Below are 23,469 nucleotides of genomic sequence, written 5' to 3' on the forward strand. Positions count from 1 at the left end.
TGACAGGCTCTCATTGAACCAGCGCGCCAGAATGCAGTCTGTTGCAGCGACTCAACCGCCCCTCTGCGACCGCGGCACTGTGACAACATGTCGCACTTTTGCCGCACCTGCGCTTGCCGCAAATCACGGACTTTTCAGGTGCCGAATGAACGGCACAAAAAAGCCCCGGCCCTCCCATGGGGAGCCGGGGCTTTTACGGGCGAATCAGTAGGTTTTCTTGCGATTGCGCACCACACCCAGAGGCACCAGGATCACCGTCAGCACGAACGCCACCAGCGCCCACTGGGCCAGGGACAGACCGAGGATCGGCGGGTACGGCGTGGAGCAGAAACCGTCCACCTGAAAGCCCAGGGGGAAGATCTTGGCCAACGGCAGGCTGTCGACAATCGGCTGCAGTACATCGATGCCACAGCTCACCGAGGGGTAGAACTGGGTGTACACATGGTGCCCCGCCACGCCCGCGCCGGCGAGGGCGCAGATGACCACCAGGGTTTCCATGACCGTGACCCCACGTCGCGAACTCATGGCCGCACCGATGAAGGCAAACAGTGCAATCAGCAGCAAGGCATAACGCTGCAGGATGCACAGCGGGCACGGCGCCTCGCCCAGCACCACCTGCATGTACAGGGCTCCGCCGATCAGTGCCAGGCAGATAATCCCCAGCAGCACCAGGAAACGCCGCTCGCGTCCCAAACCCAGTCTGTCGTCACTCATCCCTATTCCTTTTTCTGTTGTGTTCAGCCTGCCCCCCGAGACCCGAGGCGGCAGACCGAGATTGTCTTCGATGAACCCGTCGATCGCGCGCAGGCCAATGCTCGCAGAGGCACACCCGGCTGCCGGGAAGTCTACACGTTGAACATGACCTTTGAATGCAGGGACGTACAGCGCCACTGCAAGGCGGCTTCGGGCGCTTTGCCAGGTGCGGACAATAGCGACAAGCAGGTTAAGAGTGGATTAACCGCCATACCAAATACGCCGAGAACAAAGGCGGTTTCGGGTAAATCAGCGAATGCCGGAGCGACATGAAACGAAGGGGGGAGAGAAAAGGCCGGCGCCCGTGGGGCGCCGGCCGGGGTGGTTATTCCAGGGCCGCTGCCGGACCGAAGAACTCATAGCGGCTCTGCTGCTCGGGAATGCCCAGGGCCTGAAGGTGACGCTTGATCGCGGCCATGAAACCCTTGGGCCCGAGGAAGTAGGCGTCCAGGTCGCGTTGCTCCGGCAGCCACTCGGCCAGTTGCTCGCGGGTCAGCATGCCCAGCTTGTCCGCCGCCGGGCTGACACCGTCATCCTCGGCGTAGCAATAGAAGCGCTTGAGCTGTGGATACCGCTGGGCCAGTTCATCGACCCAGTTGCGAAAGGCATGCACCTGGCCGTTGCGGGCGCAGTGGATGAAATGCACCGGACGCTCGGTGGCCAGCGCCGCCTCCAGCATCGGCAGGGTTGGAGTGATGCCCACCCCGCCGCTGATCAGCACCAGCGGTTTGTCGCTGGCCGCCAGGGTGAACTCCCCCGCGGGAGGGAACAGCATGACGCTGGTGCCCACCGGGCATTGGTCATGCAGGTAGTTGGAGGCCACGCCGCCGGTTTCGCGCTTGACGCTGATGCGGTACTGGCCCTGGTTGGAAAGTGCCGAGAGGGAGTAGTTACGACGGATTTCCTCGCCCCCTATAAAGAGCTGCAAACCGATGTACTGCCCCGGTTCAGCGGCGAGGATCGGCCCCTGGTCCAGCGGTTCGAAATAAAAGGAGGTGATTTCCGCGCTTTCTTCCACCTTCTGCACCAGCCGGAACTCACGGGCACCGCGCCAGCCGCCGGGCGCCTGAGCTTTCTCGTCGTAGATCGCCGCCTCGGCGCCGATCAGGATATCCGCCAGCTGGTTATAGGCGGCGGCCCAGGCATCGATCACTTCCTGGGTGGCGATCTCGCTGCCCAGCACTTCGGAAATGGCCCGCAGCAGGCAACCGCCAACGATGGGGTAATGTTCCGGAAGGATCTGCAAGGCGACGTGCTTGTTGATGATCTTGGCCACCAGGTCCCCCAACTGGTCCAGTTGGTCGATGTGCCGGGCATACATCAGAACACCATTGGCCAAGGCCCGGGGCTGATCGCCGCTGGCCTGATGCGCCTGGTTGAACAGTGGCCGCACTTGCGGGTACTCGGAGAGCATCATCCGGTAGAAGTGGGTAATCAGGGCTTCGCCGCCGCTTTCGAGCAGGGGCACAGTGGCTTTGATAATGGCACGATCTTGAACGCTTAGCATAAGGACAACTCCTGGACTTTATGACTGCTTGCAGGTTTCCTATGCCTAATCAGTTTTCGTGCCAAAAATAAATACGTTAAATATCAACAAGTTAAAATAAATATAGTCATAAAGACACTCTGTCTTTTATAGTCATTAAGACACCACGGAGTCATTATGACTGCAAAATCCCTGCTCACCGCCCTGCTTCCCCTGGTCACCGACCTGTCCCGCGAACTGCCCGAAGGCGAGCGCTATCGCCGCCTGCTGGAAGCTCTGCGCGCCCTGCTGCCCTGCGATGCCACCGCACTGCTACGCCTGGATGGCGAGTGGCTGGTGCCCCTGGCGGTCAACGGCTTGAGCACCGACACCCTGGGCCGCCGTTTCAAGGTCAGCGAGCATCCGCGCTTCGCCGCCCTGCTCAGCAGCCCGGGCCCGACCCGCTTTGCCAGCGACAGCGACTTGCCCGACCCCTACGACGGCCTGGTGGAAGGGCTCGATGATCACCTGGAAGTGCATGACTGCATGGGCTGCCCGCTGTTCGTCGACGAGCGCCCCTGGGGCCTGCTGACCCTCGATGCCCTGGACCCGCAGCGCTTCGAACCCATTGAGCTGGATGCCCTGCAAGCCTTCGCCAGCCTCGCCGCCGCAACGGTCAGCGCCGCCCAGCGCATCGAACGCCTGGCCCAGCGCGCCGAAAACGAGCACCAGCGGGCCGAGGTCTATCGCCAGGCCAGTGGGCAGAACCGCGAGATGATCGGCCAGAGCAAGGCCCACAAACGCTTGCTGGAGGAAATCAAGCTGGTGGGCGGCAGCGACCTGACGGTGCTGATCACCGGAGAAACCGGCGTCGGCAAGGAACTGGTCGCCCAGGCTATCCACGCGGCTTCGCCCCGGGCCGAGCAGCCGATCATCAGCCTCAACTGCGCGGCCCTGCCCGACACCCTGGTGGAGAGCGAGCTGTTCGGCCACGTGCGCGGCGCCTTCACCGGGGCCACCCAGGATCGCCGGGGAAAATTCGAACTGGCCAATGGCGGCACGCTGTTTCTCGATGAAGTGGGCGAGTTGTCGCTGACCGTGCAGGCCAAACTGCTGCGGGTGCTGCAAAGCGGCCAACTGCAACGCCTGGGGTCGGACCAGGAGCATCGGGTCGACGTGCGCCTGATTGCCGCCACCAACCGCGATCTGGCGGAAGAAGTGCGCAACGGCCGCTATCGTGCCGACTTCTACCACCGTCTCAGCGTCTACCCCCTGCGGGTGCCGGCACTGCGCGAGCGCGGCCGCGATGTGCTGCTGCTCAGTGGCTACTTCCTGGAACAGAACCGCTCGCGCATGGGCCTGGGCAGCCTGCGCCTGAGCGTTGAGGCGCAACAGGCGCTGCTGGCCTACCACTGGCCGGGCAACGTTCGCGAGCTGGAGCACTTGATCGGGCGCAGCGCTCTGAAAGCGCTGGGCAACCACCCCGAGCGACCGAAGATCCTCAGCCTGGATGCCGGCGATCTGGACCTGCCCCGGGCCAGCGAAAGAACCAGCGCCCCCGTCGAGCCTGCTGTTGCAACCCAGGCCATGCCAGCGGTCGCCGGCGACCTGCGCCAGGCCACCGACCACTACCAGCGCCAACTGATCAGCAGTTGCCTGGAGCGGCACCAGCACAACTGGGCCAGCGCCGCCCGTGAGCTAGGCTTGGACAGGGCCAACCTGAGCCGCCTGGCCAAGCGCCTGGGCCTGCGGTAAACGCCAGCGCCGACAAAGCGCCCCGCCCCTCTGCAGGAGCCGGCTTGCCGGCCAGGGTCGCGCCGCCGACGGAAAGCGGGAACACCGCTAAAGCCAGCCCTGAACACGTCGATAACCCGTTATCAATGGTTGTCCGTGGCCCGTGCCACGAGCCAATTTTCTCCAGAGAAGGTTTTTATGTCCTCCAACAAAGCCCGCGCAGATTCGCTATCGCTTCTGCTGTTTACCTTGCGCAGCGGCAAGCTGATGGCAATCAACCTGCTTAAAGTCAGTGAAATCATTCCCTGCCCGCCGCTGACCAAGCTGCCCGAATCCCACCCCCACGTGAAAGGCATCGCCACCCTGCGGGGCAACTCGCTGTCGGTGATCGACCTCAGCCGGGCCATCGGCGAGCGGCCCCTGGCCGACCCCGACAGCGGCTGCCTGATCGTCACTGACGTCAGCCGCTCCAAACAGGGCCTGCACGTGCAGGCCGTGAGCAAGATCGTGCATTGCCTGACCACCGATATCCGTCCACCGCCCTTCGGTTCCGGCGGCTTGCGGTCCTACATCACTGGGGTGACCCAAGTGGACGGCACCCTGGTGCAGGTACTGGATATCGAGAAAGTGATCCATGGCATCGCCCCGGCCCAGATCGAGATGGCGCCCACCGAGCTGAGCATGGAAGACGCCGAAGCCCTGGGCAACGCGCGGATCCTGGTGGTGGACGACAGCCAGGTGGCACTGCAGCAATCGGTACACACCTTGCGCAACCTCGGCCTGCAATGCCACACCGCCCGCAGCGCCAAGGAAGCCATCGACTGCCTGCTGGAACTGCAAGGCACGGCCAACGAGATCAACCTGATTGTCTCGGACATCGAGATGTCGGAGATGGACGGCTACGCCCTGACCCGCACCCTGCGGGAAACCCCGGACTTCGCCCATCTCTACGTGCTGCTGCACACCTCCCTGGACAGCGCCATGAACAGCGAGAAAGCCCGTGTGGCCGGTGCCAACGCCGTGCTCACCAAGTTTTCCTCGCCAGAACTGACCCGCTGCCTGATCGACGCAGCCAAGACCATTGCCACCCAGGGCGCCTGAAGCATGAGCCAGATCCACTGTTTGTTGATGCGCCGCGATCTCACTGCCCCTTTGGCAGCGCCGCAGTGGCCTGCCGGCGTCACTGTGTACAACTACAGCCCCGAGCATGCGCAGGCTGTGCATCAGTTGATGCATCTGGGCTACCAGGACGGTGGCGGCGACGTCCCGGTGCTGGACAGCTGGCGCCAGGCCTTCGAGAGCGATGCCGAATACGACCCCGAACTGTGCCTGGTGGCCCGGGATGCCGAAGGTGTGATCGGCGTCGCCCAGTGCTGGACCAGCGCCTACATCAAGGACCTGGTGGTACACCCCCGAGCGCGCGGCCAGGGCCTGGGGCGCGCCTTGCTGCAGCAAGCCTTCATCCTGTTCGCCGAACGCCGGGAAGGCTGCGTCGATCTGCGGGTACTGGAAGGCAACCTGGGGGCCCGGCGCCTCTACGAACGCGTCGGCATGTACATCGTGCGTCACGAAACCCTCGACTGATCCGCCGGTCACTATCCTGTAGCTGCCGCCGAAGGCTGCGAACGGTCGGATCAGCCCCGGCGATCCCAAAGCCCCTGCGCCCCAAGGAGCCGCCCCCATGAACGCCAAGACTCTGTGCCTGCTCTGCCTGGCCACCCTCACCGGCCAGGCCAGCGCCTCCAGCGACGATGCCTGGGCCGCCCTGGAGCAGGCCATCCGAATCAGCTGTACCCAGGCCAGCGGCCTGCAAAACCCCAAACCCGTGGGAACCATCGCGCAATTTCCCGACCAGGTCGGCGTCAGCGCCCTGTTGCTGCAAGGCCGCTACCCGCAGAAACACATGCGCGGCCAATCGGGCATCGAACTGTGCCTGTACAACAGGCAGACCGGCCAGGCTGCGGTCAGCGAGTGGGACTCGATCCGGCCGGCCCTCAAGGCCCGGTGAATGGCGCATAACTTGCTTCGGCATAGCCCCGGGTAGCGTCCATGACGGTTTTCCCACCTGACTCCTGCTGATCCACAAGGCGCTTCGTGCAATGAACACTCAGTTTTCCTGCGTCGGCTGCGGCAAATGCTGCAACGATCACCACGTGCCCCTGACCCTGCTGGAAGCCCGCGACTGGGCGGCCGACGGCGGCCAGGTGATCATTCTGGTGGAAGCCTTCCTCGGCAATGGCCTGGGGCTGCCGGTGCAGCAGCGCGAGCACGCCGAACGCCGTTCCTGCCGGGTCCGCAGTGGCGCCACCGAAGCCTATGTGGCGATCACCTTCGCCGCCTACAACGTCGGCCCCTGCCGGAATCTTGACGAAGACCAGCTGTGCCGCATCTACCAGCGCCGGCCACTGGTGTGCCGCATCTACCCCATGGAAATCAATCCGCACATTCCCCTCAACCCGCAGGCCAAGGAATGCCCGCCGGAATCCTGGGAACAGGGCCCGCAACTGATTCTGGGGAATGAACTGGTGGATCAGGAGTTGGCCGAGCTGATCCGCCGCTCGCGCCAGGCCGACCGTGACGACATCCACACCAAGGAGGCCATTTGCGCCTTGCTGGGCATTCGCACCACAGCGCTCAAGGGCGACGGTTTCACCGCTTACCTGCCGGACATGGGCGCCCTGGCTAACGCCATCGACCAGGTCCAGGCTGCACCACCCGGAGCACCGGGCCAGCCCTGGCGCTTTCACCTGTCCGGAGACGATATCGCCGATCAGGTCCAGGCCGCCGGTGCCCAGGTGGTCAGTGAAACGCCTCTGGACTACGCCTTCATTTCCCTGCGCGCCGCCTGAGCCGCGGACAATGGCGGGGCGGCGAACAGCCCTAGCCGCGCTTGTGCCAGAACTCCAGGGCCAGTTGCCGCAAGTCCCCCGCCAGCCCGGCCACGTCGCCTGAGTTGACGTGGCTGAGCTGGCCGGCACTGACGGTCGCCTCACAGGCATTGCGAATGCCGATGATGTTGCGGTTGATATCCTCGCTGACTGCGCTCTGCTCTTCCACCGCTGCGGCGATCTGCAAGCTCATCTCGGTAATCTGGTTGACCCGCTGGCTGATGCCGTCCAGGGCCACCGCCGCGCGCTTGGCCTGGTCGACACTGCTCTCCAGGTGCTGGCTGCTGTGCTGCATGGCCTCCACCGCATTGCGCGCGCCCATTTGCAGGGTGCTGATCATGCGCTGGATCTCGTTGGTGGAATCCTGGGTACGCTGCGCCAGCCCGCGCACTTCATCGGCGACCACGGCAAAACCCCGGCCCTGCTCCCCGGCCCGCGCCGCCTCGATTGCCGCATTCAGGGCCAGCAGGTTGGTCTGCTCGGCGATGCTGCGGATCACCTCCAGCACCCCGGAAATGTCGGTGCTATGGCTTTCCAGTTGATGGATGACCTCGGTGGCCCGCTCCAGCTCGCTGGCCAGGCGCAGCACCGCACTGCGGCTTTCGCCCACCAGCAGGTGGCCCTCACGGGTTTCGCTTTCCGCCTGGTCCGCCGCCACCGAGGCCTGCTGGGCATGGGTGGCGACCTCGGCGACGCTGGCCGCCATCTGGTGAATGGCCGCCGCCACCTGATCGGTTTCCGCCTGCTGTTCCAGGGTGCTGTTGTGGCTGCTGTGCAGATGCTCCACCAGTTCCGCGGCATGCCCCTCCAGGCGCTGGGACGCATCGCCGATGCGCCCCACTACCGCGCCCACCTGGGCTTCGAGCATCTGCAGGGCGAACTCGATGCGCCCGAACTCGTCGGTACGGCCGGTATAGATGCCCTGGCTCAAGGGGTTGTCACCGATCTGCCGGGCGCGCTCGGCCAATCGATCCAGTGGCCGCGCTTGCACGCCGACCGCCGTCAGGCTCAGGCACCACCCCATGGCCATCACGGCCCCCTGGACCATCCAGGATTCGGGCAGCAGCCACACTGAAACGCCGTAGCTGCCGATAAAGCCGGCGCTGATGGAGGCCCAGAGACGCAACCGCAGGCTGATCACCGGCAACAGGCTCCACCACGAGGGGCCGGCACCGTTGAGCTGGGCATAGGCCCGCTCCGCCGCCTCGATCTGACGAACGCTGGGTTTGGTGCGCACCGACTGGTATTCCACCGCCTGGCCATCGCGGGTCACGGGCGTGACATAGGCACTGACCCAATAGTGATCGCCGTTCTTGCAACGGTTCTTCACCATGCCCATCCACGAACGGCCGCGCTTGAGGGTGCGCCACATGTGGGCGAAGGCCGCGGAGGGCATGTCCGGGTGGCGCAACAGGTTATGCGGCGCGCCCAGCAACTCCTCACGGCTGTAGCCACTGATCTTGATGAAATCAGGGTTGGCGTAGGTGATCGCGCTAGTCAGATCAGTGGTCGAAAGGATATTCGCATCAGGGGCAAAGTCCACGTTTCGCCCAGTAACCGGAAGGTTGATCTTCATGGATAGCGCGCTCGTATGTGTTGGGTGGAGTCGGCAGGGCTGCTGACTCTAAGCGCACTGATGCCACAAATACTGATCCAGCTCAGGTTTAAAGCAATTAGCCATCATTGCGATTAAAAAAGCGCAAATCGGGATTTTTTCTGCGAATGTCGGCGATATCAGCGTTTGCCCATGGAGCGACGAGTGCCGGGAGGCGCTGCGCCGGGGGTCTTGGTGTGTCCGTTGCTAGCACCATTTTTGTACCAGGGCTGCTGGGCATTCTTGGCAGGAGCAAACTCGGAAGGCTTGAAGGGAAACTTGAACGCCGGGATCGCCGCTGTGCTCGGGGTGTCGGTAGCGGTTGCGTCGGCGGCCGGGTCGACGTTCAGGGCGTCATCCGCAGCGGGTTGTGCAGGGGAAGTCATGGAAACTCCAGGAGAGAAAGGAAATCCGCGCCGGGGTGCAGGCCGCAGTGGGCGCCAGTATACCTGTGCGCCAGCCATCTTTGATCGGGGCCCACCGGGAGTTTTCTGACAGCGCTGACAGCTGGCCGTCACGGTGCTGACCGGGTTGTCGGGCTATAACTGTGCCCAGATCATGGCCATCCTTCCGACATCATTGCCCGGCGCTCTCACCCCATGCCCATTGCCAAGAAAACAGTCGTGACCGCAGCGGTACTCGTGGTGCTCATCGCCGGTGTCGCGTGGTTCCTGAACAAGCCCGCCACTGCCAGGCTGGCCGCGCCCACGGCAATTCCGGTACGGGTGGTCAGCGTGCACCAGCAGGATGTGCCGCGTTACGCCAGCGGCATCGGCACGGTGCTGTCGCTGCACAGCGTGGTGATTCGCCCACAGGTGGATGGCATCCTGACCCGGCTGCTGGTCAAGGAGGGGCAACTGGTCAAGACCGGCGACCTGCTGGCGACCATCGATGATCGTTCGATACGCGCCAACCTCGATCAGGCCCGGGCCCAGCTGGCGCAGAACCAGGCCCAGTTGCAGGTGGCCCAGATCAACCTCAAGCGCTACAAGCTGCTGTCGGTGGATGACGGCATCTCGAAGCAGACCTATGACCAGCAAGTGGCCCTGGTCAATCAGCTCAACGCCACGGCCCAGGGTAACCAGGCTGCCATTGATGCCGCTCAGGTACAGCTTTCCTACACTCAGATCCGCTCTCCCGTCAGCGGCCGGGTGGGGATTCGTACCGTTGATGAAGGCAACTTCCTGCGCATGAGCGATACCCAGGGCCTGTTCTCGGTGACCCAGATCGACCCGATTGCCGTGGAGTTTTCCCTGCCCCAGCAAATGCTGCCAACCCTGCAGCAACTGATCCGCGCCCAGGACCCGGCGGCGGTCAAGGCCTTCCTCGGCGCTGACAGCAACAGCGCCGGGGCCCTGCTGGGCAACGGCCACCTGACCCTGATCGACAACCAGATCAACGCCGGGACCGGCACCATCCGCGCCAAGGCGGAGTTCAGCAACGCCCAGCAGCAGCTGTGGCCCGGGCAACTGGTGACGGTGAAAATCCAGACCGCCCTGGACCAGAACGCCCTCACCGTACCGCCGACCGTGGTCCAGCGCGGCCTGGACCAGCACTTCGTGTACCGGGTCAAGGGCCAGCAGGTGGAAGTCGTGCCGGTGCAGGTGGTGTATCAGGACAGCGGGTTGAACATCATCTCCGGGGTCCAGGCTGGCGATGTGCTGGTCAGTGACGGCCAGTCGCGGCTCAAGCCCGGCTCCCAGGTCCAGGTACTGAGCGATCCACCCCAGGTGGTACAGGCGACGGAGCCCCAGCCATGAAGGGCCATGGCTCGGTGTCCGCCTGGTGCGTCGACCATCCGGTTGCCACCGTCCTGCTGACCTTCGCCCTGGTACTGTTGGGCGCCATTGCCTTCCCGCGCCTGCCGGTGGCGCCGCTGCCAGAGGCCGAGTTCCCGACCATCCAGGTGTCCGCCGCCCTGCCCGGTGCCAGCCCGGACACCATGGCCTCTTCCGTGGCCACGCCCCTGGAGGTGCAATTCAGCGCCATTCCCGGCATGACCCAGATGACCTCCAGCAGCGCCCTGGGCTCGTCCTTGCTGACCCTGCAATTCACCTTGAACAAGAGCATCGACACCGCCGCCCAGGAAGTGCAGGCGGCGATCAACACCGCCGCTGGCAAGTTGCCCAAGGACATGCCCACCCTGCCCACCTGGAAGAAGGTCAACCCGGCGGACAGCCCGGTGCTGATCCTCAGCATCAGTTCGACGCAGATGCCCGGCACCGAGCTCAGTGACTACGCGGAAACCCTGCTGGCCCGACAGATCAGCCAGATCGACGGGGTCGGCCAGATCAACATCACCGGCCAGCAGCGCCCGGCGATCCGGGTCCAGGCTTCGGCGGACAAACTGGCGGCCATCGGCCTGACCCTGGCCGACATCCGCCTGGCGATCCAGCAGACCAGCCTCAACCTGGCCAAGGGTGCACTGTATGGCGAGTCGAGCATCTCCACCCTGTCCACCAACGACCAGTTGTTCCATCCCGAGGAATACGGCCAGTTGATCGTTTCCTACAAGGACGGTGCCCCCGTGCACCTGCAGGATGTGGCGCGGGTAGTCAACGGTTCGGAAGATGCCTACGTCCAGGCCTGGTCCGGCGACCAACCGGGGGTCAACCTGGTGATCTCGCGCCAGCCCGGGGCCAATATCGTCGAGACCGTGGACCGCATCCAGGCTGCCCTGCCAGGCCTGGAGGCCATGCTCCCGGCCTCGGTGCAGGTCAAGGTGCTGGTGGACCGGACCCAGACCATCCGCGCCTCATTGCACGAAGTGGAGATCACCCTGCTGATCGCCGTGCTGCTGGTGGTGGCGGTGATGGCGCTGTTCCTGCGCCAGTGGTCCGCGACCCTGATCGTCTCCGCGGTGCTGGGCGTATCCCTGACCGCCAGTTTCGCCTTGATGTACGTGCTGGGCTTCAGCCTGAACAACCTGACCCTAGTGGCCATTGTCGTGGCCGTGGGCTTTGTGGTGGATGACGCCATCGTCGTGGTGGAGAACATCCACCGCCACCTGGAAGCCGGCGACGGCATGCGCGAGGCGGCAATCAAGGGCGCCGGCGAGATCGGCTTCACCGTGGTCTCCATCAGCTTCTCCCTGGTGGCGGCGTTCATTCCCCTGCTGTTCATGGGCGGCGTGGTGGGCCGGCTGTTCAAGGAGTTCGCCCTGACCGCCACTTCCACCATCATGATTTCGGTGGTGGTCTCGCTGACCCTGGCCCCAACCCTGGCGGCCCTGTTCATGCGCGCGCCGGTGCACCCGGCCCATGCCAAGCCGGGCTTCGGCGAGCGCCTGCTGGCGGTCTACGAGCGCGGCCTGCGCAAGGCTCTGGCCCACCAGAAACTGATGCTGGGGATCTTCGGCCTGACCCTGAGCATGGCCATTGCCGGCTATATCCTGATCCCCAAGGGCTTCTTCCCCGTGCAGGACACCGGCTTCGTGCTCGGTACTACCGAGGCTGCGGCGGACATTTCCTACCCGGACATGGTGAAAAAGCACCAGGCGCTGGCCGAGATCGTCGCCGCCGACCCGGCAGTGCAGGCCTTCTCCCACTCCGTGGGGGTCTCGGGCAGCAACCAGACCATCGCCAACGGCCGCTTCTGGATTTCCCTCAAGAACCGTAGCGACCGGGACGTGTCTGCCAGTGCCTTCATCGACCGCATCCGCCCGCAACTGATGAAGGTGCCCGGCATTGTCCTGTACCTGCGGGCCGGCCAGGACATCAACCTCAGCTCTGGTCCCAGCCGCGCCCAGTACCAGTACGTACTGAAAAGCAACGACGGCCCGACCCTGAGCACCTGGACCCAGCGCCTGACGGAAAAGCTGCGCAGCAACCCGGCCTTCCGTGACATCTCCAACGACCTGCAACTGGGCGGCAGCATCACCCACATCCATATCGATCGCACGGCTGCCGCGCGTTTCGGCCTGACCGCCAGCGATGTCGACGAGGCACTGTACGACGCCTTCGGCCAGCGCCAGATCAACGAGTTCCAGACCGAGATCAACCAGTACAACGTGATCCTTGAACTCGACACCCAGCAACGGGGCAAGGCCGAGAGCCTCAACTACTTCTACCTGCGCTCGCCGCTGACCGGAGAAATGGTCCCGCTCTCTGCCCTGGCGCGCTTCGATGCGCCCACCATCGGCCCGCTGTCGATTGCCCACGACGGCATGTTCCCGGCGGCCAACCTGTCCTTCAACCTGGCCCCCGGCGTGGCCCTGGGCGATGCGGTCATCCTGCTCAACCAGGCCAAGAGCGAGATCGGCATGCCAACGGCCATCAGCGGCAATTTCCAGGGCGCGGCCCAGGCCTTCCAGAGCTCGCTGGCCAGCCAGCCGTACCTGATCCTGGCGGCGCTGGTGGCGGTGTACATCATTCTCGGGGTGCTGTACGAAAGCTTCGTGCATCCCTTGACCATCATTTCCACCCTGCCCTCGGCCGGGCTGGGCGCCTTGCTGATGCTCTGGCTGTGCGGCCAGGACTTTTCCATCATGGCGCTGATCGGCCTGGTGCTGCTGATCGGCATCGTCAAGAAGAACGGCATCCTGATGATCGACTTTGCCCTGGAAGCCCAGCGCCACGGCGGCCTGCCTCCCGAGGAGGCGATCTACCAGGCCTGCATCACCCGCTTCCGGCCGATCATCATGACCACCCTGGCCGCCCTGCTCGGTGCCCTGCCGCTGATGCTCGGCTACGGCGCCGGTGCCGAACTGCGCCAGCCCCTGGGGATTGCCGTGGTGGGCGGCCTGCTGGTCAGCCAGGCCCTGACGCTGTTCACCACGCCGGTCATATACTTGTGGCTTGAGCGGCTGTTCCACCGGCCCCAGCCGGCCCTGTTGCCGGCCACCACTACCTGAGGCGGGTCATGCGCGTTCTGATTATCGAAGACGAAGAAAAAACGGCCGATTACCTGCACCGCGGGTTGACCGAGCAAGGCTACACCGTCGACCTGGCCCGGGACGGCGTCGAAGGCCTGCACATGGCTCTGGAGGGCGACTATGCCGTGATAGTGCTGGATGTGATGCTGCCCGGCCTGGATGGCTTTGGCGTATTGCGAGCACTGCGTGCGCGCAAGCAGACCCCGGTGATCATGCTCACCGCCCGCGAACGCGTGGAAGACCGCATCAAGGGCCTGCGCGATGGCGCCGACGACTACCTGGGCAAGCCCTTCTCCTTCCTTGAACTGGTGGCCCGCCTGCAAGCGCTGACCCGTCGCAGCGGTGGGCATGAGCCGGTGCAGATCAGCATCGCCGACCTGTGGATCGACCTGATCAGCCGCAAGGCAAGCCGTGCCGGCAGCCGCCTGGACCTGACCGCCAAGGAGTTTTCCCTGCTCAGCGTGCTGGCCCGGCGCCAGGGCGAGATCCTGTCCAAGACCGCCATCGCTGAAATGGTCTGGGACATCAATTTCGACAGCGACGCGAATGTCGTCGAAGTGGCGATCAAGCGCCTGCGGGCCAAGCTCGACGGCCCCTTCGAACAGAAACTGCTGCACACCATCCGTGGCATGGGCTATGTGCTGGAGAGCCGCGGTGCCGAGTAACTCCATCGCCCTGCGCCTGAGCGGGCTGTTCACTCTGGTGGCGCTGCTGATCTTCCTGCTGATTGGCGGGGCCCTCTACCAGCAGGTGGACAAGGGCCTGGGGCTGCTCCCGGAAGCCGAACTGGATGCGCGCTACAGCGTGCTGGAGTCGGCCCTGACCCGCTACGGCAACCCCGAGCACTGGGCCAAGATCAACGCCAAGCTCAAGCTGCTGAGCGAGGAAGACAAGCGCATCCGCTTCTGGGCCATCAGCGGCGACCCCGGCTATGAATACGGCAGCCCCGACGCGCAGATCCGCGAATTCGCCCAAGGCCCCTTGGGCATGCGTGACCTGAACCTGAGCGATCACCCCTATCCGCTGAAAGTCCTGGTCAGCCAGTTGCCGGCCAAGGAACAGCGCCCGGCCCTGCGCTTTCTGATCGCCATCGACACCGACACCTTCCACCAGACCCAGCATCAGTTGCTGATGGCCCTGATCGGCCTGGCCATTGTCGGCGTGCTGCTGGCCTCGGCCCTGGGCTACTGGGTGGCGCGGATCGGCCTCAAGCCGCTGATCAAGCTCTCCCAGGAAGCCCAGCGCCTGGCACCGCCACGGCTGTCCGGGCGCCTGCAATTGTCGCCACTGCCGCCGGAACTGAAGCAGTTCGTCAATTCCTTCAACTCCACGTTGGAACGGGTCGAACACGCCTACTCGCGCCTGGAGTCGTTCAACGCCGATGTGGCCCACGAACTGCGCTCGCCCCTGACCAACCTGATCGGCCAGACCCAGGTCGCCCTGACCCGGGGGCGCTCGGCGGAGCATTACTTCGAGGTACTGCAATCGAACCTCGAAGAGCTGGAGCGGCTGCGTTCGATCATCAACGACATGCTGTTCCTGGCCAGTGCCGACCAGGGCAGCAAGGCCACCAAGCTCACCACCAGTTCCCTGGCGGCGGAAGTGGCAACGACCCTGGACTACCTGGACTTCATCCTCGAAGACGCCCAGGTCAGGGTCGAGGTCCAGGGCGATGCCCAGGTGCGGATCGAGGTTGCCCACCTGCGCCGGGCCCTGATCAACCTGCTGAGCAACGCGGTGCAGCACACCGCAGCCGGGGAAGTGATCCAGGTGCGGATCGAGGTCCAGGAACACCAGGTGGCGATCGCCGTCAGCAACCCGGGGCAGGACATTGCCAGTGAACACCTGCCACGGCTGTTCGAGCGTTTCTACCGGGTGGATGCCTCGCGCAGCAACAGCGGTGCCAATCACGGCCTGGGGCTGGCCATCGTCAAGGCCATCGCCCTGATGCATGGCGGCGATGTGTTCGTGCGCAGTGACCGGGGCATCAATACTTTCGGCCTGTACCTGCCTCTCTGACTCGGGATTCTCGGATTCTCGGATTCTCGGATTCTCGGATTCTGTAGGAGCCGGCTTGCCGGCGAAGGCGTCAACACATCCGGCGCAAGGCGATAGGGCGCGTTCGCTGGCAAGCCAGCTCCTACTATTGTTTTTTTTGTAACAGTCCTTATCCTGTTCGGCTCTTTTTCCAGCAGCCACGTGGTTATATTTTTGTCGCACCGAATTGAACTTGCTCTGCAAGAAGGTCTTCAGAAATGTCCAACAGTATGGGTATCGCCAGCGCGTTCGTTTTGTCTTCCCTGTTCGTGGCACCAATGGCCATGGCCGAAGAATCCCAGGGATTCGTGGCAAGAAATGCCGCACGCGCCGCCGCTTTCGAACAAGCCCAGATCGCCCAGGCAGCCCAGCAGCAAAACACTCAGAAAGCCCAGAAGATCACTGCCGAGCAAAGCAAGAGCGACACTCAGAAAGACAGTTGATCCTAGCTTTCGACTTGTTTCCCTCGACAACTTCTCTGCTTTCAACCCGGGAGTAAGTTGTCTTAAAGCCGCTGAGTTCAGCGGCTTTTTTTTGCCGTATGGAAACCCTCAGCACACTCGTCATACCCAGAACAAGAAACACCCGAATTCACAATAAGAAGCCATTGTCGTTCACCAAAGGAGCTAAACGTTGTTCAAGACCTCACTGAAGATCAGCCCCCTGTTCATTGCAATCGCCGCAACGATCCCGACACTCGGGCAAGCGGCCGAAGAAACCAAGGCCGAGGGTTTTGTCGAGGGTTCGAGCCTCAAGCTCAACGCCCGCAACTACTACATGAACCGCAACCGCCTGCAGCAGAACAAAGACAACATCGAATGGGGCCAGGGTTTTCTCGGCGTCTTCGAGTCGGGCTACACCCAGGGCACCGTGGGTTTCGGCCTTGATGCCAACGCCATGCTCGGCCTCAAGCTGGACGGTGGTGGCGGCACCACCAAGTCAAGCATCCTGCCTATCAGCGACGATGGCCGGCACAAGGCACCCGGCTCGTTCTCCACCGCCGGCGCCACCTTGAAAATGCGCGCCTTCGATACCGAGCTCAAGGCTGGCGACCTGTTCCTCAACAACCCGGTGATCGCCGGCGGCATGAGCCGCATGCTGCCCCAGACCTTCCGCGGCGTGAGCCTGACCAACCACAGCTTCGACGGCTGGTTGATCGAGGGCGGCCAGGCCAGCTTCACCAAGCCGTACAACCAGAGCGGACACAAGCGCATCGGTACTTCCTACGGCAGCCTGCGCGAGGGCGACGAGAGCCTGCACCTGAACTGGGCCGGCGTGGCCTGGAGCGGCGTGCCAGGGCTGACCAGCAGCCTCTACGCGTCCGAACTCAAGGACATCTGGAACCAGTACTACTACGACCTGGACTACACCTACGCGGTCAACGAACTGGTCAGCCTCAACCCGGGCCTGCACTTCTATCACACCCAGGACACCGGCCAGGCGCTGCTGGGCAACATCGACAACAACACCTACAGCCTGCACTTCACCGTCGGCGTGGGTAACCATAGCGTCACCGCGGCCTATCAGCGGGTCAACGGCAACACACCGTTCGACTACATCGCCCAGGGCGACAGCATCTACCTGGACAACTCCCAGCAGTATTCGGACTTCAACGGCCCCAACGAGCGTTCGTGGAAGCTCAAGTACGCCTATGACTTTGCCGGTCTCGGCCTGCCGGGCCTGACTTCGGCGCTGTCCTACTCGCGTGGCGAGCTGGACCTGACCAAGGTCGATCCGGCCAGCCGCGGCTATGCCAGCTGGTACAGCGCCGACGGCAAGAACGCCAAGCACTGGGAGCGCGACCTGGACCTCAAGTACGTGGTGCAGGGCGGCAGCGCCAAGGACCTCGCCGTACGCCTGCAGTGGGCCACCAACCGTGGCGGCAACGGCTACGGCGCGCTGGACAACGACACCGACGAATACCGGGTGATCGTCGACTACCCGATCAACGTCTTCTAAGCCGCCCAAACAAAAAGACCAGCATGTTTTGCTGGTCTTTTTTTTATCGGAGATTTATACAAGCGCGCAGGCGTGACCGATTTCTGTAGCCCACGTCCACACTAGACTCAAAACTGTCGACGCAGCAGAAATCAAAATCATGAACGTGAGTAGTGCGACACCCCGCACAGGGAAGATCGCGTCAAATACCGAGCGCCTGCTGATCCTCTCCAGCTCGCTGATCGTTGCAGCCATTCTCGGCATCGTCACCTACCTGTTGATCCGCGAACACGCGGCTGCCGAACAGGCTGCCACACGTGCCGCCAACAACATCGTGCAACTGATCGACGCCGATGTATTGCGCAACGTCGAGCTCTACGACCTGTCTCTCAAGGGACTGATCAGTGCCGCGCAACGTGACGATCTGAAGGATGTTTCGGCGTCCATACGTCACCTGGCGCTGTTCGACCGGGCCACCGCAGCGCCCTACAAGGGCGACATCCTGCTGCTGGACAGGCACGGCGACGTGCTGGCCGACTCGGCCTCGGTCGTGCCGCGCACGGGCAACTACGCCGATCGCGAGTACTTTCGATCGCACATCGACAATCCGGACCCGAAGATGATGATCAGCCCGCCGTTCCGCGCGCGCACCGCCGATCACGACTGGCGGATCAGCTTCAGCCGCCGGCTCAGCGACGAGCATGGCCAGTTCATCGGGGTGGCCGAAGCGGCCATGCGCCTGAGCTACTTCAACGAGCTGTTCAGAAATCTGGATATCGGTCGCAACGGTACGATCAACCTGGTGAGCCGCGACGGCGTTCTGCTGGCCCAGCAACCGCCGCTGGCAGACGACCTGATAGGCAAGAACTTCAGCAGCCGCCCCAACTTCGTCCGCATTCTGCGTGAAGGCAACGGCAGCTTCAGCAGCGTCTCCAGCGTTGATCAGAAGCAGCGGCTGTACACCTTTTCCCAGGTCGGCGATCTGCCCCTGATCGTGATTGTCGCGCTGTCCATCGACGAGGTCTTCGGAGCCTGGCAACGCACCGCGGTGCTGATCAGCGGCGCCACTGGCGCCCTCTGCATCGCCCTGTTCTGGCTGACCTGGCAGTTGTGCCGCGAACTGCGGCGCCGGCAGAGCGCCGAGCAGGAACTGGCGCGCCTGGCAGCCGTCGATGCCCTCACCGGCCTGGCCAATCGCCGTACCCTGGACCAGGTGCTGGGCAACGAATGGTCGCGGGCCCGGCGAGCCAACCTACCGTTGTCGCTATTGATGGTCGATGTCGATCACTTCAAATCCTTCAACGACCGCTTCGGCCATCCACTGGGGGACCAGGCCTTGCGTGTGGTGGCACAGAGCATTGGCGCCTGCGTCGGGCGCCCATCGGACCTGGCGGCGCGCTATGGCGGCGAGGAGTTTGCGGTCATCCTGCCAGGAACCGACAGTGCCGGCGCCGCCGTACTCGCCGAGAAGATCCGCACCAGCATCGCCGCCTTGCCGGCCATCAGCGAACACGCCGCGCCGCTGACCGTGAGCATTGGCATCAACACCTGGTCGGGTAACCTCGATATCGGTCTTGAACAGTGGGTGAGCGACGCCGACAAGGCGCTGTATCAGGCCAAGTACAGCGGGCGCAACCGGGTGGTTTCCAACATGTCCCAGGGCGGCGCCAAGCGCGGCGCGTGAAACCGCAGGCATAAAAAAAGGCCATCCGGGGGGATGGCCTTCAAAAACAAAAGGAAAGAGAGAGTGACTTACACGGCCGCAACCGGACGCATGTAAGAGATCGGTGCAGTGCTGGCATCTTCGAAGGTCACGACTTCCCAGGCATCTTTCTGCTCAATCAACTTGCGCAGTAGCTGGTTGTTCAGTGCATGGCCCGACTTGAAGCCTTTGAACTCACCTATCAGGCTGTTGCCCAGCAGGTAGAGGTCGCCAATTGCATCCAGGATCTTGTGCTTGACGAATTCGTCTTCGTAGCGAAGACCGTCTTCATTCAGTACGCCATCCGAATCGACCACAATTGCGTTTTCCACGCTGCCGCCGAGTGCGAGGTTGTGCTTGCGCAGGTACTCGATATCACTCATGAAACCAAAGGTACGGGCGCGGCTGACTTCTTTTACAAACGAAGTACTGGAGAAGTCCACGCTTGCACTCTGGGTGCGGTCACGGAAAACCGGGTGATCGAAATCGATCTCGAAGCTCACTTTAAAACCATCGAAAGGCACGAAAGTGGCGCGCTTGTCGCCGTCTTCCACGGTCACTTCACGAAGGATGCGGATGAACTTTTTAGCTGCGTCCTGTTCTTCGAGGCCAGCAGATTGAATCAGGAATACGAAGGGTCCGGCACTGCCATCCATGATCGGGACTTCAGACGCGGAGAGCTCGACGTAGGCGTTATCGATGCCCAGGCCAGCCATGGCCGAGAGCAAGTGCTCCACCGTGTCCACTTTGACGTCACCGTTGACCAGGGTGGTCGACATCGTGGTTTCGCCAACATTTTCCGCGCGAGCAGGAATCTGCACCACAGGGTCCAGGTCGGCACGACAAAACACAATGCCGGTGTCGACAGGCGCAGGCTTGAGGGTCAGGTATACCTTCTCCCCGGAATGCAGGCCTACACCTGTGGCACGGATAATATTCTTCAGGGTGCGTTGTTTAATCATGGCTTGGGCCGCTTCAGCGCAAATTGCGAACTGGTATCAACAAAGGCTGGCGATAATAGCAGACCATGCCTTTGCTGAACACCAATCACCCTAATACCCCTGATGCATTCCATCAATCGGCCTGACGACGCAGGAATGCCGGGATGTCCAGGTAGTCCAGATCATCTTGCGGATTCAGCTTCGCCGCGGTCGCCGCGTTCGACTGCGCCTGATTGCGCATGACGGTCGGACGGTCCAGGTCACGGTAGTTCACCGACGGCAGTTCCTGGCGAGCAGGGGCTGGCGCTTGCGACTGGGCGGACATGGAAGTCTGGACGGTGTTGTCGATGACCTTCACAGGCTTCTCGATTTTTGCGCCCAGGCCGGTGGCCACTACGGTTACATGCAGCTCGTCACGCATGTCCGGATCGATAACGGTACCGACCTTGACCATGGCGTGTTCGGAAGCGAAGGCCTCGATGATGCTACCCACGTCGGAGTACTCGCCCAGGGACAAGTCCGGACCGGCGGTGATGTTCACCAGGATGCCGCGTGCGCCTTCCAGGTTCACGTCTTCCAGCAGCGGGTTGCGGATCGCCGCTTCAGTGGCTTCACGTGCACGGTTCGGACCGCTGGCGCAGCCAGTGCCCATCATCGCCATGCCCATTTCGCTCATCACGGTACGTACGTCGGCGAAGTCGACGTTGATCATGCCCGGACGCTTGATGATGTCGGAAATACCGCGAACGGCACCGGCCAACACGTCGTCCGCCTTGGCGAAAGCCGACAGCAGGCTGGCGTCCTTGCCGAGGATGGTCAGCAGTTTCTCGTTGGGGATGGTAATCAACGAGTCGACGCTTTCGCTCAGCGCGCGGATGCCCTCATCGGCGATCTGCATGCGCTTGCGGCCTTCGAACGGGAACGGACGGGTCACCACCGCAACGGTGAGGATGCCCATTTCCTTGGCCACTTCAGCAATGATCGGCGCCGCACCGGTACCGGTACCGCCGCCCATGCCGGTGGTGATGAACACCATGTTGGTGCCCGCCAGTACTTCAGCGATACGCTCGCGGTCTTCCAGGGCGGCTTGACGGCCGACTTCCGGATTGGCACCCGCGCCCAGGCCCTTGGTCACGCCGGTACCCAGTTGCAGGATGGTCCGCGCGCCGATGTTTTTCAGCGCTTGAGCATCAGTGTTGGCGCAGATGAACTCGACGCCTTCGATGTTGCTCTTGACCATGTGATTGACCGCGTTGCCGCCGCCACCGCCAACACCGATAACCTTGATTACCGGACTTTGCGGGATGTTGTCTACGAGTTCGAACATTTTCCCTCTCCTTTCATTTCTCTAGTTTTTCGCCTACTGCCTACTGCTTTGAAACGGTGTTGCGGTAAATCTTTAGAAGTTGCCCTGCACCCAGCTCTTGATGCGATCGAGCAGTGCCGCCTTGGGCTCGTCGCTGCTGTAGCTGTCGCGGCTGCCGATGCCGGAGAACGAGATGCCGTCGGACTGTTTCTGCAGCCCGTACAGCAGCAAGCCGACACCGGTGGAATAGATCGGGTTGCGCACCACGTCGGACAGGCCCTTGACACTGTGGGGCACGCCCAGGCGAACCGGCATGTGGAAAATTTCCTCGGCCAGTTCCACCGCGCCTTCCATCTTCGAAGTGCCGCCAGTGAGCACGATGCCCGCCGGGATCAGGTCTTCGTAGCCACTGCGGCGCAGTTCGGCCTGGATCAGGGTGAACAGTTCGTCGTAACGCGGTTCGACTACCTCGGCCAGGGCCTGGCGCGAGAGTTCGCGCGGTGGGCGGTCGCCAACGCTTGGCACCTTGATGGTTTCGCCGGCACCGGCCAGCTTGGCCAGGGCGCAGGCGTAACGGATCTTGATTTCCTCGGCGTACTGGGTCGGGGTACGCAGGGCCATGGCGATGTCGTTGGTCACCTGGTCGCCGGCAATCGGAATCACCGCGGTGTGGCGGATCGCGCCTTCGGTGAAGATCGCCATGTCGGTGGTGCCGCCGCCGATGTCCACCAGGCACACGCCCAGCTCTTTCTCGTCGTCGGTGAGCACCGAGTAGGCCGAAGCCAGTTGCTCGAGGATGATGTCGTCGATTTCCAGGCCGCAGCGGCGCACGCATTTTTCGATATTCTGCGCGGCATTCACTGCACAGGTGACCACGTGCACCTTGGCTTCCAGGCGTACGCCGGACATGCCCAGGGGTTCACGCACGCCTTCCTGGTTGTCGATCACGTAATCCTGCGGCAGGGTGTGCAGAACCCGCTGGTCAGCCGGGATCGCCACGGCCTGGGCAGCGTCGAGGACCCGCTCCAGGTCCGCCGAGCTGACTTCACGGTCGCGAATCGCCACGATGCCGTGGGAGTTCAGGCTGCGGATGTGATTGCCCGCCACACCGACGAACGCCGAGTGGATACGGCAGCCCGCCATCAGTTGCGCCTCTTCCACCGCCCGCTGGATCGACTGCACGGTGGATTCGATATTCACCACCACGCCCTTCTTCAGGCCGCGGGAAGGATGGGTGCCGATGCCGACGATTTCCAGCGAGCCATCGGCCGCGACTTCGCCCACCAGCGCCACAACCTTGGAGGTACCGATATCCAGGCCGACGATCATTTTGCCGCTTTGCACATTTGCCATGGTCCTGCCTCTTCTTAATTCTTCGCGACGGCAGGTTGCGCCGTCGTGGGTGCCGCCGGATCGCGCCAGCCGACGGCCAGGCCGTTGGCGTAGCGCAGATCGATGCGCGCGATGTTCGTGATCTGTTCTTTCAGCGTTTTTTCATAAATGGCAATGAAGCGGCGCATCTTCTCCACCAGGTGATCGCGGCCCAGGAGCAGTTCGATACCCGGGCCGGCACTGCCGGCGCCGGTGGTCAGGAACCAGCTGCCGCGCTCGCGCAGCTCCAGACGGGCGATCGAAAAGCCCAGCGGCCGCAGCATCTGGCTCAACACCTGATACTGCTGCATCACTTGCTGCTGGGCCCGCTGCGGCCCGAACAACTGCGGCAAGTGCTCATAGTTCGCCAGTTCACGCGGGGTGAAGGCCTGGCCCTGGTTGTTCAACAGCGCCTCGTCGCCCCAGCGGGCCACCGGCAGTTGTTCTTCCAGGCGAATCACCACTTGGTCCGGCCACACCCGACGTACCTCGGCGTGGGCGATCCAGGGCATCTGCTCCAGCTCGGTGCGCATGCTCGCCAGGTCGATGGTGAAGAAGCTCGCCGCGACATAAGGCGCGATCCGCTGCTGCACCGCCTGCTGGCTGATGTAGCTCAAGTCCCCCTGCACCGCGATCTTGGTGATCGGGCGGTCGGCGTACGGCAGCAGGCGCTGGGCCCCTTCATAGGTGCCAAACCCCAGAGCCACCAGCAGCACCGGCCAGAACAGGCTTTTCAGAAAGCCGAAGTTGGCTTTCGGCAGGCGCGCCGACATCGGCTCTTTGGCCACCATTCGGCTGGCACCCCGCGGCACCGGCTTGCGGCCGGGTGCGGGTTGCTGATGACGAAGCGACGCGCCTTGCATGGAC

Annotated in this window: 19 protein-coding genes and 2 pseudogenes; 12 read left to right on the plus strand and 9 right to left on the minus strand. The window is 63.2% G+C overall.

The features are described from left to right. Nucleotides 1-204: 204 nt before the first annotated feature. Nucleotides 205-714: a disulfide bond formation protein B gene (locus tag A9971_RS24170; protein WP_011063288.1), complete on the minus strand. Its 510-nt coding sequence runs from the start codon at nt 712-714 to the stop codon at nt 205-207. Nucleotides 715-1,078: 364 nt separating this feature from the next. Further along, entirely contained in the window at nt 1,079-2,260 is a 1,182-nt protein-coding gene (gene hmpA, locus A9971_RS24175; protein WP_011063289.1) for an NO-inducible flavohemoprotein, read from the minus strand. Nucleotides 2,261-2,416: 156 nt separating this feature from the next. Here hmpA and norR point away from each other — a divergent pair, with 156 nt between their 5' ends. The 5 genes from norR (at nt 2,417) to A9971_RS24200 (ending at nt 6,801) form a co-directional block, all read left to right on the plus strand. Next, nucleotides 2,417-3,973 carry a nitric oxide reductase transcriptional regulator NorR gene (gene norR / locus A9971_RS24180; protein WP_015636917.1) on the plus strand — a complete coding sequence of 519 codons (1,557 nt, stop codon included), beginning with the start codon at nt 2,417-2,419 and terminating at the stop codon, nt 3,971-3,973. A 177-nt stretch (nt 3,974-4,150) separates the two neighbouring features. Then, on the plus strand, nt 4,151-5,053 hold the full coding sequence (locus A9971_RS24185) for a chemotaxis protein (RefSeq protein ID WP_011063291.1): 903 nt from the start codon (nt 4,151-4,153) through the stop codon (nt 5,051-5,053). A 3-nt stretch (nt 5,054-5,056) separates the two neighbouring features. Beyond that, nucleotides 5,057-5,536: a GNAT family N-acetyltransferase gene (locus tag A9971_RS24190; RefSeq protein ID WP_011063292.1), complete on the plus strand. Its 480-nt coding sequence runs from the start codon at nt 5,057-5,059 to the stop codon at nt 5,534-5,536. Between the two features lie 97 nt (nt 5,537-5,633). Then, nucleotides 5,634-5,960, plus strand: coding sequence for a hypothetical protein (locus A9971_RS24195; RefSeq protein ID WP_015636919.1), 327 nt, complete (start codon nt 5,634-5,636; stop codon nt 5,958-5,960). Between the two features lie 91 nt (nt 5,961-6,051). After that, the gene (locus A9971_RS24200) at nt 6,052-6,801 is read left to right on the plus strand and encodes a YkgJ family cysteine cluster protein (RefSeq protein ID WP_183000061.1); all 750 of its coding nucleotides are present in this window, start codon (nt 6,052-6,054) and stop codon (nt 6,799-6,801) included. Nucleotides 6,802-6,832: 31 nt separating this feature from the next. Here the strand turns inward: A9971_RS24200 and A9971_RS33305 are convergent. From A9971_RS33305 to A9971_RS24210, 3 genes and pseudogenes are all read right to left on the minus strand, one after another. Then, nucleotides 6,833-7,822 (minus strand): annotated as a pseudogene (locus A9971_RS33305) (methyl-accepting chemotaxis protein); the annotation flags it as partial. Between the two features lie 312 nt (nt 7,823-8,134). Then, nucleotides 8,135-8,416: pseudogene (locus A9971_RS33310) on the minus strand (PAS domain-containing protein); the annotation flags it as partial. Between the two features lie 158 nt (nt 8,417-8,574). Beyond that, the gene (locus tag A9971_RS24210; RefSeq protein WP_011063296.1) at nt 8,575-8,820 is read right to left on the minus strand and encodes a hypothetical protein; all 246 of its coding nucleotides are present in this window, start codon (nt 8,818-8,820) and stop codon (nt 8,575-8,577) included. 213 nt (nt 8,821-9,033) lie between these two features. On the opposite strand from A9971_RS24210, the gene A9971_RS24215 reads away from it, so the two are divergent. The 7 genes from A9971_RS24215 to A9971_RS24245 all read left to right on the plus strand — a co-directional run bounded on the left by A9971_RS24215 (nt 9,034) and on the right by A9971_RS24245 (nt 18,966). Further along, on the plus strand, nt 9,034-10,194 hold the full coding sequence (locus A9971_RS24215; RefSeq protein WP_011063297.1) for an efflux RND transporter periplasmic adaptor subunit: 1,161 nt from the start codon (nt 9,034-9,036) through the stop codon (nt 10,192-10,194). Beyond that, the gene (locus A9971_RS24220) at nt 10,191-13,286 is read left to right on the plus strand and encodes a multidrug efflux RND transporter permease subunit (protein WP_065365216.1); all 3,096 of its coding nucleotides are present in this window, start codon (nt 10,191-10,193) and stop codon (nt 13,284-13,286) included. The genes A9971_RS24215 and A9971_RS24220 overlap by 4 nt, the downstream gene beginning before the upstream one ends. Before the next feature lie 8 nt (nt 13,287-13,294). Continuing rightward, nucleotides 13,295-13,972 carry a heavy metal response regulator transcription factor gene (locus tag A9971_RS24225; RefSeq protein WP_011063299.1) on the plus strand — a complete coding sequence of 226 codons (678 nt, stop codon included), beginning with the start codon at nt 13,295-13,297 and terminating at the stop codon, nt 13,970-13,972. After that, nucleotides 13,962-15,326 carry a heavy metal sensor histidine kinase gene (locus A9971_RS24230; protein ID WP_041119787.1) on the plus strand — a complete coding sequence of 455 codons (1,365 nt, stop codon included), beginning with the start codon at nt 13,962-13,964 and terminating at the stop codon, nt 15,324-15,326. Before A9971_RS24225 ends, A9971_RS24230 begins: the two co-directional genes overlap by 11 nt. A 236-nt stretch (nt 15,327-15,562) precedes the next feature. Then, nucleotides 15,563-15,787, plus strand: a complete 225-nt coding sequence (locus tag A9971_RS24235; protein ID WP_072450919.1) for a hypothetical protein — start codon at nt 15,563-15,565, stop codon at nt 15,785-15,787. 190 nt (nt 15,788-15,977) lie between these two features. After that, nucleotides 15,978-17,303 (plus strand): OprD family porin, encoded by a 1,326-nt coding sequence (locus A9971_RS24240; protein WP_053153705.1) that lies wholly within the window; start codon nt 15,978-15,980, stop codon nt 17,301-17,303. 139 nt (nt 17,304-17,442) lie between these two features. Then, on the plus strand, nt 17,443-18,966 hold the full coding sequence (locus A9971_RS24245; RefSeq protein ID WP_183000062.1) for a diguanylate cyclase: 1,524 nt from the start codon (nt 17,443-17,445) through the stop codon (nt 18,964-18,966). A 68-nt stretch (nt 18,967-19,034) separates the two neighbouring features. On the opposite strand, the gene lpxC is transcribed toward A9971_RS24245, so the two are convergent. The 4 genes from lpxC to A9971_RS24265 form a co-directional block, all read right to left on the minus strand. Then, nucleotides 19,035-19,946 carry a UDP-3-O-acyl-N-acetylglucosamine deacetylase gene (gene lpxC / locus A9971_RS24250; protein WP_011063304.1) on the minus strand — a complete coding sequence of 304 codons (912 nt, stop codon included), beginning with the start codon at nt 19,944-19,946 and terminating at the stop codon, nt 19,035-19,037. Between the two features lie 112 nt (nt 19,947-20,058). Next, nucleotides 20,059-21,252: a cell division protein FtsZ gene (ftsZ, locus tag A9971_RS24255; protein WP_011063305.1), complete on the minus strand. Its 1,194-nt coding sequence runs from the start codon at nt 21,250-21,252 to the stop codon at nt 20,059-20,061. Between the two features lie 72 nt (nt 21,253-21,324). Then, nucleotides 21,325-22,584 (minus strand): cell division protein FtsA, encoded by a 1,260-nt coding sequence (gene ftsA / locus A9971_RS24260; RefSeq protein ID WP_011063306.1) that lies wholly within the window; start codon nt 22,582-22,584, stop codon nt 21,325-21,327. A gap of 14 nt (nt 22,585-22,598) precedes the next feature. Continuing rightward, nucleotides 22,599-23,465 carry a cell division protein FtsQ/DivIB gene (locus tag A9971_RS24265; protein ID WP_015636926.1) on the minus strand — a complete coding sequence of 289 codons (867 nt, stop codon included), beginning with the start codon at nt 23,463-23,465 and terminating at the stop codon, nt 22,599-22,601. Between the last annotated feature and the right edge of the window lie 4 nt (nt 23,466-23,469).

Source organism: Pseudomonas sp. UME65 (assembly GCF_014170225.1).
Taxonomy (GTDB): Bacteria; Pseudomonadota; Gammaproteobacteria; order Pseudomonadales; family Pseudomonadaceae; genus Aquipseudomonas; species Aquipseudomonas protegens.